The sequence below is a fragment of the Streptomyces sp. A18 genome (assembly GCF_059026065.1).
This window is the reverse complement of the sequence record NZ_JBWLKL010000047.1, coordinates 1-13,720: the sequence shown is the minus strand read 5'-3', so window position 1 is coordinate 13,720 and position 13,720 is coordinate 1. Positions and strand designations below refer to the sequence as shown.

Annotated in this window: 14 protein-coding genes; 7 read left to right on the top strand and 7 right to left on the bottom strand. The window is 69.9% G+C overall.

The genetic code is table 11. From position 1 onward, the window contains the following. Window positions 1-12: 12 nt before the first annotated feature. From AC5P1C_RS38395 to AC5P1C_RS38380, 4 genes are all read right to left on the bottom strand, one after another. On the bottom strand, window positions 13-1,596 hold the full coding sequence (locus AC5P1C_RS38395) for an amino acid adenylation domain-containing protein (protein ID WP_493870610.1): 1,584 nt from the start codon (window positions 1,594-1,596) through the stop codon (window positions 13-15). A 25-nt stretch (window positions 1,597-1,621) separates the two neighbouring features. After that, entirely contained in the window at window positions 1,622-2,299 is a 678-nt protein-coding gene (locus AC5P1C_RS38390; protein ID WP_493870609.1) for an LmbU family transcriptional regulator, read from the bottom strand. 117 nt (window positions 2,300-2,416) lie between these two features. Continuing rightward, the gene (locus tag AC5P1C_RS38385; protein ID WP_493870608.1) at window positions 2,417-2,632 is read right to left on the bottom strand and encodes an MbtH family protein; all 216 of its coding nucleotides are present in this window, start codon (window positions 2,630-2,632) and stop codon (window positions 2,417-2,419) included. 224 nt (window positions 2,633-2,856) lie between these two features. Next, window positions 2,857-3,510 (bottom strand): GNAT family N-acetyltransferase, encoded by a 654-nt coding sequence (locus tag AC5P1C_RS38380; protein ID WP_493870607.1) that lies wholly within the window; start codon window positions 3,508-3,510, stop codon window positions 2,857-2,859. A 540-nt stretch (window positions 3,511-4,050) separates the two neighbouring features. Between AC5P1C_RS38380 and AC5P1C_RS38375 the strand changes: the two genes are divergently transcribed. Genes AC5P1C_RS38375 through AC5P1C_RS38355 form a run of 5 tightly spaced genes read left to right on the top strand, consistent with a single transcriptional unit; the run spans window position 4,051 to window position 9,511 of the window. Next, the gene (locus AC5P1C_RS38375) at window positions 4,051-4,797 is read left to right on the top strand and encodes a thioesterase II family protein (protein ID WP_493870606.1); all 747 of its coding nucleotides are present in this window, start codon (window positions 4,051-4,053) and stop codon (window positions 4,795-4,797) included. A gap of 59 nt (window positions 4,798-4,856) precedes the next feature. Further along, entirely contained in the window at window positions 4,857-6,035 is a 1,179-nt protein-coding gene (locus AC5P1C_RS38370) for a serine hydrolase domain-containing protein (protein ID WP_493870605.1), read from the top strand. A gap of 29 nt (window positions 6,036-6,064) precedes the next feature. Further along, the gene (gene argC, locus AC5P1C_RS38365; protein WP_493870604.1) at window positions 6,065-7,093 is read left to right on the top strand and encodes an N-acetyl-gamma-glutamyl-phosphate reductase; all 1,029 of its coding nucleotides are present in this window, start codon (window positions 6,065-6,067) and stop codon (window positions 7,091-7,093) included. Then, window positions 7,090-8,241, top strand: a complete 1,152-nt coding sequence (gene argJ, locus AC5P1C_RS38360; protein ID WP_493870603.1) for a bifunctional glutamate N-acetyltransferase/amino-acid acetyltransferase ArgJ — start codon at window positions 7,090-7,092, stop codon at window positions 8,239-8,241. The genes argC and argJ overlap by 4 nt, the downstream gene beginning before the upstream one ends. Window positions 8,242-8,287: 46 nt before the next feature. Further along, window positions 8,288-9,511, top strand: a complete 1,224-nt coding sequence (locus AC5P1C_RS38355) for an acetylornithine transaminase (protein WP_493870602.1) — start codon at window positions 8,288-8,290, stop codon at window positions 9,509-9,511. Window positions 9,512-9,562: 51 nt separating this feature from the next. Here AC5P1C_RS38355 and AC5P1C_RS38350 read toward each other — a convergent pair whose 3' ends face one another. Continuing rightward, the gene (locus AC5P1C_RS38350; protein ID WP_493870601.1) at window positions 9,563-10,207 is read right to left on the bottom strand and encodes an FMN-binding negative transcriptional regulator; all 645 of its coding nucleotides are present in this window, start codon (window positions 10,205-10,207) and stop codon (window positions 9,563-9,565) included. 202 nt (window positions 10,208-10,409) lie between these two features. On the opposite strand from AC5P1C_RS38350, the gene AC5P1C_RS38345 reads away from it, so the two are divergent. Continuing rightward, window positions 10,410-11,753, top strand: a complete 1,344-nt coding sequence (locus tag AC5P1C_RS38345; protein WP_493870600.1) for a lysine N(6)-hydroxylase/L-ornithine N(5)-oxygenase family protein — start codon at window positions 10,410-10,412, stop codon at window positions 11,751-11,753. A gap of 5 nt (window positions 11,754-11,758) precedes the next feature. Here the strand turns inward: AC5P1C_RS38345 and AC5P1C_RS38340 are convergent, their stop codons facing one another. After that, window positions 11,759-11,980, bottom strand: a complete 222-nt coding sequence (locus AC5P1C_RS38340) for an MbtH family protein (RefSeq protein WP_493870599.1) — start codon at window positions 11,978-11,980, stop codon at window positions 11,759-11,761. A 269-nt stretch (window positions 11,981-12,249) separates the two neighbouring features. Here AC5P1C_RS38340 and argB point away from each other — a divergent pair, with 269 nt between their 5' ends. Beyond that, entirely contained in the window at window positions 12,250-13,185 is a 936-nt protein-coding gene (argB, locus tag AC5P1C_RS38335; RefSeq protein ID WP_493870598.1) for an acetylglutamate kinase, read from the top strand. On the opposite strand, the gene AC5P1C_RS38330 is transcribed toward argB, so the two are convergent. Continuing rightward, window positions 13,175-13,480, bottom strand: coding sequence for a hypothetical protein (locus AC5P1C_RS38330; RefSeq protein ID WP_493870597.1), 306 nt, complete (start codon window positions 13,478-13,480; stop codon window positions 13,175-13,177). The genes argB and AC5P1C_RS38330 overlap by 11 nt on opposite strands. Window positions 13,481-13,720: the final 240 nt, after the last annotated feature.

Sequence of the window (13,720 nt, the reverse complement as noted above, 5' to 3'; positions counted from 1 at the left end):
AAGGTCCGTCGACTATGCCGCCGCGCTTGCGGCCAACTGCTTCCGGCATGTCTCGACAAGGGCTGCGCGGTCCACTTTCCCGTGCGGGCTCAGCGGAATACGCAGAATGTTCATGAACCTGGCCGGCACCATGTTCCGCGGCAGGGTCCGGAGCAGGCGGATGCGCAGGTCGTCCTCGGTGAGGTCCGCTCCCGACGGCACGATGAACGCGGACAGTTCAGCCTCGCCCGCGTCGGTGTAGGTGACCACCACGGCGGCCTCCCGGACCCCGGCCAGCCTGCCGAGCGCGCGCTCGATGTCGGTGGGGTCGATACGCATGCCGCGCACCTTCACCTGCGCGTCCATCCGCCCGGCGACGATGAGTTCACCGGCCTCGCTCACGTGACCGCGGTCGCCCGTGCGGTACAGGCGGCGCGGCTCGCCATCGACGACGAGCGTGGTGAACTTCGCGTTCTCGGGACCGCTGCCGTTGAGGTATCCGGCGCCGACGCTGGCCCCGGAGATGCAGATCTCGCCGGACTCCCCCGCGCCGACCTCACGCAGCTCCTCGTCGAGGAGGTGGATGTCGGTGTTGTACGCGGGCCTGCCGACCGGTGCGACCTCGTGCTCGCCGGGGCGGTAGCCCGCCAGGTCGTAGGAGGTCGCGACGTCCGTGCACTCGGCCACCCCGTACTGGTGCAGGAGGGTGCACGTGTTGCCCGCGCGGCGGGCCCAGTTGGTGAGCCGCTCCACCTTGAGCGCTTCGCCGCCGAACAGCACGTAGTCGAGCTTGGTGAGCGCGTCACCGCCGCGTGCGGTCTCCCAGTCGATCAGGAGGTAGAGCGTGCTCGAGGCGCAGTGCACGACGCGGATGTCGTGCTCCTTCAGCATGCGGTAGGCCATCATCGCGTCGAAGTTGCGGCTGGCCATCAGGTGCTGTGTGGCGCCGCAGAACAGCGGGGTCATCAGGGCGCGCTGGGAGAGGTCGAAGCCGAAGGCGCTGACGACCAGGTTGTCCGACCCGCTGTGCAGGCCGTATTCGAGCTTGAGCCAGTTCATCAGGTTGAACCAGCCCTCGTGGCGCACCGCGGTCAGCTTCGGCGTGCCGGTCGAACCGGAGGTGAAGACCGCGTAGCACACGTCGTCCCCGGTGATGGAGACCTCGGGGGCGCTCGCCGGGAGGGCCGCCAGCTCGTCGGAGAGCTGCTCCAGGTCGATGACGTCGACGCTCGCCGTCTCGACCATCCCCGCGGTGGCCGGCGAGGCCACGATCAGGGCGAGGTCGGGGACCTGGCCGAGCAGCAACTGGAGCCGCTCAGCCGGGTAGGCCGGGTCGAAGGGCACGTAGGCCGCGCCTGCCTTGAGCGTGCCGAGGATGGCGACGAGCAGGTCGATCGAGTAGTCGAGACAGACGCCGACCTTGGCGCCCCGGCCGTGCCCGCGCGCGGCGAGGAACTGGGCGAAACGATTCGCCCTGGCGTCAAGCTCCGCGTAGGTGACCTGTCGGCCCGCCCAGAAGACCGCGACGGCGTCGGGAGCGGCCGCCACGTTCGCCTCGAACTGCTTGTGGACGACGGGTGCCGGCGGCAGGGCGACGCGCTTTCCCTGAAGGATCATCAACTGACTCCGATGTGAGAGGTGGCTAGGCGGTCTGCCGATCGGCGGCTTCGAGCACCTGTGACACCCACTTGTCGACGGACAGACCGTGTGCGGCGGCGGCTTTGGAGTAGTAGTCCAGTTGTCCGGCAGACAGCTCGATGGTGAGCGTGGTGACCTTCTGCTGGCGCCGTTCGGCCGCCGCCGATGTGTCGATGCGCGGCACTTCCTGCTGCTCGTCGCCGCTGCCGGGGGTGGCCTCGTCCGCGTCGCTCTGCACGGCGAGGCTGGCGCGAACCGCCCTGCGCAGTTCGTTGCGCGACCACTTCTGCTGCTCGGCCTTGCGCAGCCAGTAGTCCTGCTCCGGCGGCGAAAGACGGGTCACTTCGGCGTGGTGGGCGAAGCTGAGGCCGTCGCGCCTGCGCTGCTGCTCGAACCGCCGTGCCACCCACGCGTAGTTGCGCAGGGTCTGGTAGTCGAGCCCCGTGCGCTCTATGGCCTCCTTGTACCGCCGCCACCCGTAGGTGGCCTCCCCGTAGATCAGCCAGTCGGCGAGCCACCACGCGGAGGAGTTCACCAGCTCGCGCAGGTTGCTCCCGATGCGCTCCCAGGACTGCTCGGGCATGTTCTGCGGGAAGGTCATCCCCGTCTTCTGCACCTTGGCCTGCGCGCCCAGGAAGGACAGCACCACGTCACGCTGCGCCAGGTCATCGCTGGTGTCCACCGGCTTCGTCTTGTACCTGCTCGCGGTTCTCACAGCGCCCGTCACAACCTTCAACTCCCCACTCAGCGTGTCTTCCTGGGCGTACTACCGATCACTCGACTGCCTCCGGGCGGCGGTTCAGTCCGCGGCCATGGCCTCACGCAGGCTCTTGGGGCGCAGGTCGGTCCAGTTCTGCTCGACGTACTCCAGGCACTCGGCCCTGGACGCCTCGCCGAAGACCACGCGCCAGCCGGCGGGAACCTCGGAGAACACCGGCCACAGGGAGTGCTGCTCCTCGTCGTTGATCACGACGTAGAAGCTGCCGTTCTCGTCATCGAAAGGGTTCGTGCTCAACGGGCACCGTCCTTAGGCGTCATGGACCGTCATGGGTTGACTCAGGATTGGAGATCGCCGGGCTCGCTGATCAGCGTCGGCCGGTCAGTGGGACACCCGGGAATCCGGTCGAGCGGAGACCCGGCATCGTTGGCGACCGCGGCGTTGCCAGGTCACCGTAAGGAACCGGCCGTCGGCGCAACAAGCGCCGCAGAGCGGAGTTCGAGCGGTTCTGTATTGCTCGACTAGACCCGGGGGTCGCCCGGCTTGATCGCGGCCCCGAGACCGCTCGCCCCGGCCCCGAGTGCGTGCAGGTGCTCGTCGTGCAGCCGGGCGTCTCCGAACCGCTTGGCCATGCGCCGGGTGCCTTCGAAGGCGAAGCCGGACTTCTGGGCCACCCGGCAGGAGGCGATGTTCTCCAGGCCGTGGGTCAGGACGAGGCGGCTGAGCCCCAGATCACCGAAGCCCCAGCCGATGAGAGCGCGCACGGCGGTCGTCGCCACGCCCTGCCCTCGTGTCCACGGAGCGATGCGATAGCCCACGTAGGCCAGCGAGTCGGCGCGGTCGATGCTGTGCAGCGCGATGTTGCCCGCGTAGCGCCCGCTGCCCCGGTGGATGATCGAGAAGGTGGTGTGGCTGCCGTCGGACCAGTCCGCTCCGGCGAGGCAGTCCCTGAGCGCCGAGGCCTCGTCGGTGATCTGGCAGCGGGGGTTCCACAGCCGGACGTCCGGGTCGACCCCGAGCGCGAGGACCTCGCGGTACTCGTCCACGCTCGGAGGACGCAGCAGATACTCGCCGGCGGTCAGCGTGCGGGGCTCCGGCGGGGTGCCGGCCCGCTCCATGAGACCGATGGGGCCGTGGGGGTGCGCGTGGGCGCGCTCTTGCGACTGGTCGTTCACCGGTTCGTCCCTTCGCCGGGCTTGGCTGTGCTGGGGGGCTGGGCGCAGATCTGCCGGTCGGAACACGGTGTCGCAGAGGGCTCAAGGCACGCTCAAGAGCGGCCCGGCCTTGCACCGGACCGCTGTTTTTCCACGTACGAGCAGTAGTGGGGTCTCGCCATACGAGATGGAGATCGGCCGCCCGCGTTCTGGATGGGAACGCGGCGGCAGCCGATCGGCCCGTTCGCTGTCCGCTCCGGTTCGAGCGGTGGTGCGGGGCCCTGGGCCTTCTGGGCCGGGCCGCGGTCGTCGTACGGGCTTGGCTCCTTGTGTTGCCGGTAGCCAACTCTGCGCCGACGCTATCCAGGTTCCGTCGAGTCCTCGTCGAGTCTCGCTGGAGCGGACCGGCATCCGGCGCCCTCACCTGCGCCCGCGCCCCCGCGGCCTGAGGAACGCTCAAGAGCCGCCACACCCGCGCCGGAGGCCTTCTTGTGCGCGCGCTCCCCGAGCCGGGCGCCGTTCTATCGTCCGGGGATGCGTGGTCCGATCCGAGGGGGAGCGATGGACAGCAGACGACCTGCCCTGCGCTTGTTCGTGCTGCACCACGCGGGGGGCTCGCACCTGCTGTACCGTCACTGGCCGGCCGGGCTGCCGGGCACCTGGGACGTGCGGCTGCTCGACGCGCCGGGCCATGGTTTCCTCGTCGACGAACCGCTGATCACGGACGCGGGCCGCCTCGCCGACTTCCTGCTGCGCGGCATCGAGCCCGAACTGACCGTCCCTTACGCCCTGTTCGGGCACAGCATGGGCGCCGTCCTGGCGTACGAGATCACCCGGCGGGCCATCGACCGGGGCCTGCCGCTGCCGGTGTGGGTGGGTCTCTCCGCACGGCCCGCACCGCAAGCGGCGGGTGCGGGAGGCGGGCCCCGCGAGCTGTCCGACGACGAGCTGCGAGCTCGGCTGCGGCGTCTGGGCGGCATGCCTGAGGGGCTCATCGACGACGCCGGGCTCTGGGCCCGCTTCTATCCGGTCATCCGGGGTGACCTGCGCCTGGTGGCGAACTGGCGGCCCGCCGCGGACGCCGCTCCCCTGCCCGTGGCGCTCTCCGCGTTCGCGGGCCGCGAGGACCACTCCGCCGGACCGCCGCTGATGGCGGGCTGGGAAGCACACTCCGAGCACTTCCTGGGCCTGCGGGCCTTCGACGGCGGTCACTTCTACTTCCAGGACGATCCCGGCCCGCTGCTGCGGCACATCGAACGGGACGCGGCCAGGGCGCTCGACGCGGCAGGCGCGGCGCACTCCCCCTGACGGCGCACCCCCTGAGCAACCGAACCAAGTACGGACGACTCCCAGGAGCGGTAATGACGATGACGACACGGAAGAGACCAGCGGCCGGCGCGGTCGTGCTGGCAGCGGTCGCGATCACGGGCGCCCTCTTCACGGGCCCCGCCGGGGCAGCCCAGGACACGGCCGCCGCGGCGGGCGACCACCAGGCGACGCAGCGCGCGATAGAGGCGGCGGTCAAGGCCGGCGTCCCCGGCATCACCGCCGAAGCACGTGACTCCGCCGGAGTCTGGAAGTCGGCAACGGGCAAAGGCAACCTGAAGACGGGCGCGCCGCGCGGCCTGAGCGACCGGTTCCGCGCGGGCAACCTCACCAACACCTTCGTGGCGACTCTCCTCCTCCAGATGGAGGCGGAGAAGAAGCTCAGCCTCGACGACACCGTGGAGCGGCATCTGCCCGGAGTGGTGACGGGCGAGGGCAACGACGGCGCCGCGATCACCGTGCGGCAGCTGCTCAACCACACCAGCGGCCTGTACGACTACACCGTCGACCCGAAGTTCGTCGAGACGTACACCGCGGGCGACGGCTTCCTCGAGCACCGCTACGACACCCTGACGCCCCAGCAGCGTCTGAAGGTGGCCTTCTCCCACGCGCCGTCGTTCAAGCCGGGCGCCAAGCACTGGTTCTCGCACACCAACGACGTCCTGGCCGCGCTGGTCGTCGAGAAGGTCGGCGGCAAGAAGTACGAGGCCGAGGTGCGGGGACGCATCATCGAGCCCCTGGGGCTCAAGTCGACGTCCAACCCCGGCACCTCCTCCACCGTGCCCCAGCCGAGCGGCCGCGCCTACGCCAAGCTCTTCAGCGCACAGCCCGACCGCATCGACGACGTCACCGCGGTGAACGGATCCCAGGCCTGGGGCAGCGGCGACATCATCTCCAGCGCGGCCGACCTGAACCGGCTCTACGCGGCCCTGATGGGCGGGAAGCTGCTGCCGCCGCAGCAGCTGAAGGAGATGAAGACCACCGTCAACACCGACTACCCGGGCGCGACCTACGGCCTCGGCATCGAGCAGCTCACGCTGAGCTGCGGCACCACCATCTGGTACCACGACGGCCTCGCGACGGGGTCGATCTCCGTGTCCGCCTTCAACGACGACGGCAGCCACCAGCTGACGTTCAACTTCAACAGCACATGGGGAGGGGAGACCCTCCTGCCCATCCTGGACGCCGAGTACTGCGAGGCGTCCGCCGACTCACGCTGAGGCGACATGTCTGCCAAACGGGAGGGTTCATGACAGTGCTAGCAGCCGTGGCGGGTGCGAGCGGATATGCGGGGGGCGAGCTGCTGCGCCTGCTTCTGGCCCACCCCGAAGTAGAGATCGGTGCCCTGACCGGGCACTCCAGCGCAGGCCAGCGGCTCGGCACCCTGCAGCCGCACCTGACTCCGCTGGCCGGCCGTGAGGTGCTGGCCACCACCGCCGACGCCCTGCGGGGGCACGACGTCGTCTTCCTCGCGCTGCCGCACGGCCAGTCGGCCGCCGTCGCCGCGGAGTTGGGCGAGCAGACACTCGTCGTCGACTGCGGCGCGGACTTCCGCCTGGCGGACGCGGCCGACTGGGAGTCGTTCTACGGCTCCGCGCACGCGGGCACCTGGCCCTACGGCCTGCCCGAACTGCCCGGCGCCCGCGCCGCGTTGGCGGGCACCCGGCGCGTTGCGGTGCCCGGCTGCTACCCGACCGCGGTCCTGCTCGCCCTCTTCCCGGCGTACGCGGCGGGGCTCGCCGAGGCCGAGGCGGTCGTCGTCGCGGCGTCCGGCACGTCCGGCGCGGGCAAGGCACCCAAGGCGCATCTGCTTGGCAGCGAGGTCATGGGCTCGATGCGGCCCTACGGCGTGGGCGGCGGCCACCGGCACACCCCCGAGATGAGCCAGCACCTCGGCTCGGTGGCGGGCCGCCGGGTCGCCGTCTCCTTCACCCCGACCCTGGCCCCCATGCCGCGCGGCATCCTCGCCACCTGCTCCGCCGCGGCACGGCCCGGCGTCGGCGCGCACGACGTACGGGCCGCGTACGAGAAGGTACTCGGCGACGAGCCGTTCGTCCGGCTGCTGCCCGAGGGGCAGTGGCCGAGCACCGCGGCCGTGTACGGGTCGAACGCCGCGCAGGTCCAGGTCGCCCTCGACCCGGAGGTCGGCCGGATCATCGCGATCAGCGCCATCGACAACCTCACCAAGGGCACCGCGGGCGGCGCCCTCCAGAGCATGAACATCGCCCTCGGCCTCCCCGAGGAGCTCGGGCTTTCCACGATCGGAGTCGCACCGTGAGCGTCACCGCAGCGCGAGGCTTCACGGCGGCAGGCATCGCCGCCGGGATCAAGCAGAACGGCAACCCGGACCTGGCGCTCGTCGTCAACACCGGACCGCGTCGGGCCGCGGTCGGCGTCTTCACCTCCAACCGGGTCAAGGCCGCGCCCGTGCTCTGGTCCGAGCAGGTCATCAGGGGCGGCGTGGTCTCGGCCGTGGTCCTCAACTCCGGTGGCGCCAACGCCTGCACGGGCCCCCGCGGCTTCCAGGACACCCACGCCACCGCCGAGAAGGCCGCCGAAGTGCTGGGCCGCAGCTCCGGCGAGGTCGCCGTCGCCTCGACCGGCCTGATCGGCGTGACCCTGCCGATGGACAGGCTCCTCCCGGGTGTCACCGAGGCCGCGGCCCAGCTGTCCGAGAGCGGCGGCGAGCGGGCGGCCGTCGCCATCAAGACCACCGACACCGTGCACAAGACGGCCGCCGTCACGCGGGACGGCTGGACGGTGGGCGGCATGGCCAAGGGCGCCGGCATGCTCGCGCCGGGCCTGGCCACGATGCTCGTCGTGCTCACCACGGACGCCGCGCTCGACTCCGGTGTCCTCGACACGGCGCTGCGCGAGGCCACCCGTCTCACCTTCGACCGCGTCGACTCCGACGGCTGCATGTCCACCAATGACACCGTGCTCCTGCTCGCCTCCGGCGCGGCCGGGGTCGAGCCCGGCCACGCGGAGTTCGCCGAGGCCGTGCGCGAGGTCTGCGCCGATCTGGCCCGGCAGCTCATCGCGGACGCCGAGGGCGCGAGCAAGGAGATCCGCATCGAGGTCACGGGCGCCGCGAGCGAGGACGACGCCGTCGAGGTCGGCCGCTCCATCGCCCGCAACAACCTCCTCAAGTGCGCCCTGCACGGCGAGGACCCCAACTGGGGGCGCGTCCTGTCCGCCATCGGTACCACGGGCGCCGCCTTCCACCCCGACGAGCTCAACGTCGCCATCAACGACGTGTGGGTATGCAAGAACGGCTCGGTGGGCGAGGACCGCTCGCTCGTGGACATGACCGGGCGCGAGATCCGCATCACCGCGGACCTCGCCGCGGGCACGGACACCGCCGTCATCTGGGCCAACGACCTCACCGCCGAGTACGTCCACGAGAACAGCGCGTACGCCTCTTGACCACCGCCCCGCGCCGGCGTGCGGGGTTACCCACGAAGGAGACACGATGAGCGACGACGGCGCGGACATCATCGGGGCGGGCAACACGGCGCTGACCCACCGCTGGCAGGGCGTCATGATGGACAACTTCGGCACCCCCGGGCTGCCCCTGGTCCGCGGCCGGGGCACCCGGGTCTGGGACGCGGAGGGCGCCGAGTACCTCGACTTCGTCGGCGGCATCGCCGTCAACGCGCTCGGCCACGCCCATCCCGCGATCGTCCGGGCCGTCACCGAGCAGATCGGCTCGCTCGGCCATGTGTCGAACCTGTTCATCGCCGAACCGACCGTGCGTCTGGCCGAGCGCCTCCTCCAGCTCACCGGCCGCGCGGGCCGGGTCTACTTCTCCAACTCGGGGGCCGAGGCCAACGAGGCGGCCTTCAAGATCGGCAGGCTCACCGGCCGGACCCACATGGTGGCCGCCACCGGCGGCTTCCACGGCCGCACCATGGGGGCTCTCACCCTCACCGGCCAGCCCGCCAAGCAGCGCCCCTTCCACCCGCTGCCGGGCGACGTCAGCCACGTACCGTACGGAGATGTGGCGGCCCTGCGTGCCGCCGTCACCCCGCACACCGCGCTGCTGATCCTCGAACCGGTGCAGGGCGAGAGCGGCGTGATCGTTCCCCCGCCCGGCTACCTCAGGGCCGCCCGCGAGATCACCGCGGCGACCGGCACCCTCCTTGTCCTCGACGAGATCCAGACCGGCATCGGGCGCACGGGCCGCTGGTTCGCGGCCCAGGCCGAAGGCGTCGAGGCCGATGTGGTCACCCTGGCCAAGGGCCTCGGCGGCGGCCTGCCCATCGGCGCGACGCTCGCCTTCGGCGCCGCCGCGGACCTGCTCACCCCCGGTACCCACGGCTCCACCTTCAGCGGAAACCCGGTGGTGTGCGCGGGCGCCCTCGCCGTCCTTGACACCATCGAGCAGGGCGGCATCCTGGCCCACGTGACCCAGGCGGGCGAGCGGCTGCGCGGCGGCCTGGTGGCGCTCGGCCATCCGCTGGTGCGCGAAGTCCGCGGCGCGGGGCTCCTGTTGGCCGTCGTGCTCGACGGGAAGATCGCCGCGCGCGTGCAGCAGGCGGCCCGGGGCAGCGGCCTCCTGGTGAACGCGGTGGCACCGGACGTCATCCGGCTCGCCCCGCCGCTGACCGTGTCCGACCGCGAGGTGGACACCTTCCTCGACGGCTTCCGCACGGCCCTGTCCGCGGTCTCCGACGAGGTGCTCACGGCGGTCTGAATCGTGTGCCCGCCTCTTTCCGGTCCCTCCGGAGCCGAGAACTCCGGCACGTCACGGCAGCCGGCTCATCAAGCCCGCTGTCTCGCGCTTGTACGTGCACGCGCTCTCCCCGAAGGATTGGCGCACCCGCTCGCGCACCTCGCTCGGCTGCTCCTGGCTGAGCTTGAACATGCCCTCGGCCCCGGTCACCGTGAACCGGAAGGCCCCCACGGCGGGCGCGATCTTGCGGAAGTAGCCGAGGGACTCGGTCATGTCCCAGCCGTCGCCGAACTTGCCCTCGAAGGCACGCACCGTGGCCTGCACCACCTCCAGCGTCTCCTCCATCTCGTCGATCTTCTCCACCACGCCGCGGACGTGCACCGAGGTGAAGTTCCAGGTCGGTGCGGCCGGAGTCACCTCGTACACCGTGGGCGACACATAGGAGTGCGGGCCGGTGAACGTAAGGAGCAGCACGCCGCCCGACTCCAGCGCGGCCCAGTGCGGGTTCGCCCGGTTCATGTGCCCCAGGAGCGTGGCGCCCGGCAGCTCGCCGGTCCAGTCGGCGGACGTCTCGGGGTCGAAGATGACCGGCAGATGGGTGGCGAACGGCCCGTTCCTGGGGCATCCATTGGCCACCGCGAGCGCCAGCGGATTGCCCCGGATCAGGTCCACCATCCACGAACTGTCCGATTCTCGGTAGAAGCTCGGAACGAACATCCTGAATCACCTTTCGGTAGTCGGAAAATCCGCGCCGACCATACTTCCGCTTCCCTGGACAGGACCTCGAGAAGCTCTCGAACGGCCTTCAGGCCGTATTCAAGTTGCCTTTGAGCGGTCTTGGACAGACTCCGGAGCAACACTGCAGAACGGTTCCCGGTCCAACAGCCGGGTTTTCCAGACGCAAGCGGGAGAAACTTCAATGGGTATTACGGGTAGCAGCGAAGAGATCTACGACGTGGTCGGCATCGGGTTCGGCCCATCCAACCTGTCCCTCGCGATCGCCCTGGAGGAGCACGGGGCGAGCACTCCGCAGAATCCGGTCAAGTCCCACTTCTTCGAGCGGCAGCCCACGTTCGGCTGGCACCGGAACATGCTGCTGCCGTCGACGACCATGCAGATCTCGTTCCTCAAGGACCTGGCCACCTACCGGGACCCGATGTCCCGGTTCAGCTTCATCTCCTACCTGCACGCCTCGAACCGCCTCGTGCAGTTCGTCAACAACCAGGACTTCTTCCCGACCCGGCAGGAGTTCCACCAGTACCTGGAGTGGGCGGCCGCCGGCCTCAGCGACCGGGTCAGCTACGGCACCGAGGTCACCTCGATCAGGCCCGTCACCGAAGACGGGGCCGAGGTGCCCGGCCTCCTGGAGATCGAGGTGCGCGACGGGGACGGCGTCACCAGCGTGGTCACGACACGCAACGTCGTCATCTCGACGGGCCTGGTGCCGCGGCTTCCGGAGGGCGTGACGTCCGACGAACGCGTCTGGCACAGCTCGGAGTTCCTGGCCAAGTTCAACGCACGTGACCCGCAGGACCTCAAGAACGTGATGGTGGTCGGCGCGGGACAGAGCGCGGCAGAGATCACCCGCTTCTTCTACGACACACTCCCCAACGCGCAGGTCTCCGCGGTCATCCCGTCGTACGGCTACTCCGTCGCCGACGACACACCCTTCGCCAACCAGGTGTTCGACCCCGACGCGGTCGACGACTACTACTTCGGCACCGACCGGGCTCGCGACGCGTTCTGGCGCTACCACCGCAACACCAACTACGGAGTGGTCGACTCCGACGTCATCCGGTCCTTGCACCAGCGCTCGTACGACGAGCAGGTGCGCGGCGTCCAGCGGCTGCACTTCCGCAACCTCTCGCGGGTCGACCAGGTCAAACAGGCCGGAGACGGAACACAGGTGGTCCTGCGCTCGCTGCTCGACGACCGGAAGGAGGAACTGTCCGTCGACGCCCTGGTGTTCGCCACCGGCTACGACGGCGTGGACCCGGCCCGCCTGCTCGGTGACTTCGACCGGCACTTCCAGCGCGACGCGGCGGGCAAACACCAGGTGGAGCGCGACTACCGTCTCGTCTCCGCGTCGGACCTGGGCTGCGCCGTCTATCTGCAGGGCGGCACCGAGCACAGCCACGGCCTGACATCGGCTCTGCTGTCGAACATCGCGATACGCGGCGGCGAGATAGCCGACTCGATCGTGCTGCGGCGCACCGAGCTCGAGCTCGGCCGTGCCTCCTCCGTGGGAGCCCTCGCTCCCTAGACCGCTTACGCGGCGTCGGCGTCCATCGCATCCCGGAGGCTCTTCGGGCGCAGGTCGGTCCAGTGCTCCTCCACGTACTCCAGGCACTTGTCGCGGCTCTCCTCGCCGAACACGATGCCCCAGCCGGCGGGAACCTCGGAGAACGAGGGCCACAGCGAATGCTGCTGCTCTTCGTTCACCACGACATAGAAACGGCCCTCAGCGTCGTCGAACGGGTTGCCGCTCATCATTCCACTCCAATTCAAGCCGTCCACGATTCACTTCCGGGCGGAGAGTGAATCGTCATCCAATCGCGGCGCAAGCGCGGCGCGGGTCGACAGGTATTCATTTTCCCGGCATCCCGCAGCACAGCAAGTGTTCTCATCCGGAACTCAAGCGCAGGTCCACTGGTTATCGGGTCCTTGCCCGGTGCCAGGGTTCCATCCACAGAAGGAGTAGCAATTATGAGCGCCAACTGCCCGGTCGGCGGCTTGGTCCACCGTCGTGCGAGGTTCTCATGACAGACAACGCGCACCCCGTGCCCGACAACGTGCTCCCGGCCCTCGCCAAGGCCGAGGCCATCGGAGACGCCCTGCCGTGGCTGGCCCGCCACCAGGGCCGGACAGTCGTCATCAAGCTGGGCGGGCACGCCATGGTCAACGACGACCTGACGGCGGCCTTCGCCCAGGACATCGTCTTCCTGCGCCAGGCCGGGCTGCGGCCCGTGGTGGTGCACGGAGGCGGCCCGCAGATCGATGCCGAGCTCAAGCGGCGGGGCCTGGAGCGCGAGTTCAGGGGCGGGCTCCGCGTCACGTCGCGGGAGTCGATGGACGTGGTGCGCATGGTCCTCGCCGGCCAGGTGCAGCGCGATCTGGTCGGACTCATCAACCGCCACGGCCCGCTCGCCGTCGGCATGACAGGAGAGGACGCCAACACCCTTACGGCAAAGCAGTTCGTGCCCTGGATCGACGGGGAGCCGGTGGACATCGGCAGGGTCGGCGAGATAACCGGCGTCAGCACCGGCGCCGTCAACAGCCTCCTCGCGGACGGCCGGATCCCGGTGATCTCGCCGCTGGCCCGCAGCGCCGAGGACGGCCTGGTCTACAACGTCAACGCCGACACCGCGGCAGCGGCGCTCGCGACGGCGCTGCGCGCCGAGACGCTCGTCATGATGACGGACGTCGCGGGCCTGTACGCGGGCTGGCCACACAGTCAGGAGGTCATACCCCGGCTCACGGCCGGCGAACTGGAGAAGCTCCTGCCGGAGCTGAGCGACGGCATGGTGCCCAAGATGACCGGTTGCCTGGACGCGGTGCGCGGAGGCGTGGGCGCGGCCCGGGTGATCGACGGAAGGGTCCCGCACTCGGTCCTCCTGGAGATGTTCACCGACGACGGGGTCGGCACGGTGATCGTGCCGGACCCGGATGAGAGGGAGGTCATGCCTATGCCGTGACGCCCAGCGTGAGGGTGCAGCACTTGACGCTGCCGCCCGCCTTGAGCAGCTCGCCAGGCTCACGCCGATCGGCTTGAAACCCCGCTCCTTGAGCTGCTCGACGAGGCCGGTGGGCCGCCTCGGTCCGGAAGCCGGTGCCGGCCGGCATCCGGCGGCCCGCGCGCAGGTGGTCGCCCTCGCCCTCGTTGATGTGCTCCGGCCACATCAGCTCGTGAAAGCGCAGGTGCTCCCACTGAAGCAAGTACGGGGGGTGGCACATCAACAGGCCGTGCGGGACCGCCTTGCGCTCGGGCATGAAGAGTCCTCCGTGTGTTCTTCGTGAGAGACGTGAGCGAGAGGAGAGAGAGGAAGGAGTCGAGCCGACTCAGGCAGCAGCGGGGACCAGCCGCGCGTTCGCGGCAGTCGACACGTAAGGAGCCGGATTCCGGAGAGCCGATACCTGAAGATTGGAGGTGGATGTCTTGAGGATGGCCTGCTGCAGGCGGCGCAGTTCGGGCGAGGGCTCAAGACCCAGGTCGTTGACCAGAGCCTGACG

Coding starts and splice junctions, on each gene's coding strand:
- argB (WP_493870598.1), top strand. CDS start 12,250: ATGACAGACAACGCGCACCCCGTGCCCGACAACGTGCTCCCGGCCCTC.
- AC5P1C_RS38395 (WP_493870610.1), bottom strand. CDS start 1,596: ATGATCCTTCAGGGAAAGCGCGTCGCCCTGCCGCCGGCACCCGTCGTC.
- AC5P1C_RS38350 (WP_493870601.1), bottom strand. CDS start 10,207: ATGTTCGTTCCGAGCTTCTACCGAGAATCGGACAGTTCGTGGATGGTG.
- AC5P1C_RS38375 (WP_493870606.1), top strand. CDS start 4,051: ATGGACAGCAGACGACCTGCCCTGCGCTTGTTCGTGCTGCACCACGCG.
- AC5P1C_RS38370 (WP_493870605.1), top strand. CDS start 4,857: ATGACGACACGGAAGAGACCAGCGGCCGGCGCGGTCGTGCTGGCAGCG.
- argC (WP_493870604.1), top strand. CDS start 6,065: ATGACAGTGCTAGCAGCCGTGGCGGGTGCGAGCGGATATGCGGGGGGC.
- AC5P1C_RS38330 (WP_493870597.1), bottom strand. CDS start 13,480: ATGCCCGAGCGCAAGGCGGTCCCGCACGGCCTGTTGATGTGCCACCCC.
- AC5P1C_RS38345 (WP_493870600.1), top strand. CDS start 10,410: ATGGGTATTACGGGTAGCAGCGAAGAGATCTACGACGTGGTCGGCATC.
- AC5P1C_RS38340 (WP_493870599.1), bottom strand. CDS start 11,980: ATGAGCGGCAACCCGTTCGACGACGCTGAGGGCCGTTTCTATGTCGTG.
- AC5P1C_RS38355 (WP_493870602.1), top strand. CDS start 8,288: ATGAGCGACGACGGCGCGGACATCATCGGGGCGGGCAACACGGCGCTG.